Annotated in this window: 1 protein-coding gene; it reads left to right on the top strand. The window is 62.9% G+C overall.

Annotated elements, in window-relative coordinates:
- On the top strand, positions 1-850 hold an 850-nt coding region (locus tag PVZ80_RS00290; RefSeq protein WP_273863292.1), incomplete at both ends, for an Ig-like domain-containing protein.

Genomic DNA, 850 nt, shown 5'->3' with positions numbered 1-850 from the left:
CACCACCAACTCCAACAACTACAGCATCGACACCGTCCTGCCGACCGCGACCATAGTGGTGGCGGACAACGCCTTGAGGATCGGTGAAACCTCACTGGTGACCATCACCTTCAGCGAGGCAGTGAGCGGTTTCGACAACAGTGACCTGACGGTGGCCAACGGTACCTTGAGCACGGTGAGCAGCAGCGACGGTGGCATCACCTGGACCGCCACCTTCACCCCGACCTCGAGCATCACCGATACCACCAACGTCATTACCTTGAACAACAGCGGCGTGACCAACGCCTCGGGCAACGCCGGCAGCGGCACCACCGACTCCAACAACTACGCCATCGATACGGTGCGGCCGACCGCGACCATCGTGGTCGCCGATACCGCGCTGAGAATCGGTGAAACCTCGCTGGTGACTATCACCTTCAGCGAGGCCGTCAGTGGCTTCACCAACGCCGACCTGACCATCGCCAACGGCACCCTGACCGCGGTGAGCAGCAGCGACGGTGGCGTCACCTGGACCGCCACCTTCACTCCGAGCGCCAGCATCGGCGACAGCAGCAACCTGATCACCCTGAACAACACGGGCATCGCCGACCTGGCCGGCAACGCCGGTAGCGGCACCACCGATTCCAACAATTACGCCATCGATACGGTGCGGCCGACCGCGACCATAGTGGTTGCCGACAGTGCTCTCAGCGCCGGTGAAACTTCGCTGGTGACCATCACCTTCAACGAAGCGGTGAGCGGCTTCACCAACGCCGACCTGAGCATCGCCAACGGCACCCTGAGCGCGGTGAGCAGCAGCGATGGCGGCATCACCTGGACCGCGACTTTCACCCCGACCGTCGGTATCAAC

It is taken from the genome of Pseudomonas sp. B3G-3, assembly GCF_028640915.1.
Lineage (GTDB): Bacteria > Pseudomonadota > Gammaproteobacteria > Pseudomonadales > Pseudomonadaceae > Aquipseudomonas > Aquipseudomonas chlororaphis_I.
This window is presented reverse-complemented; position numbering and strand designations above follow the sequence as displayed.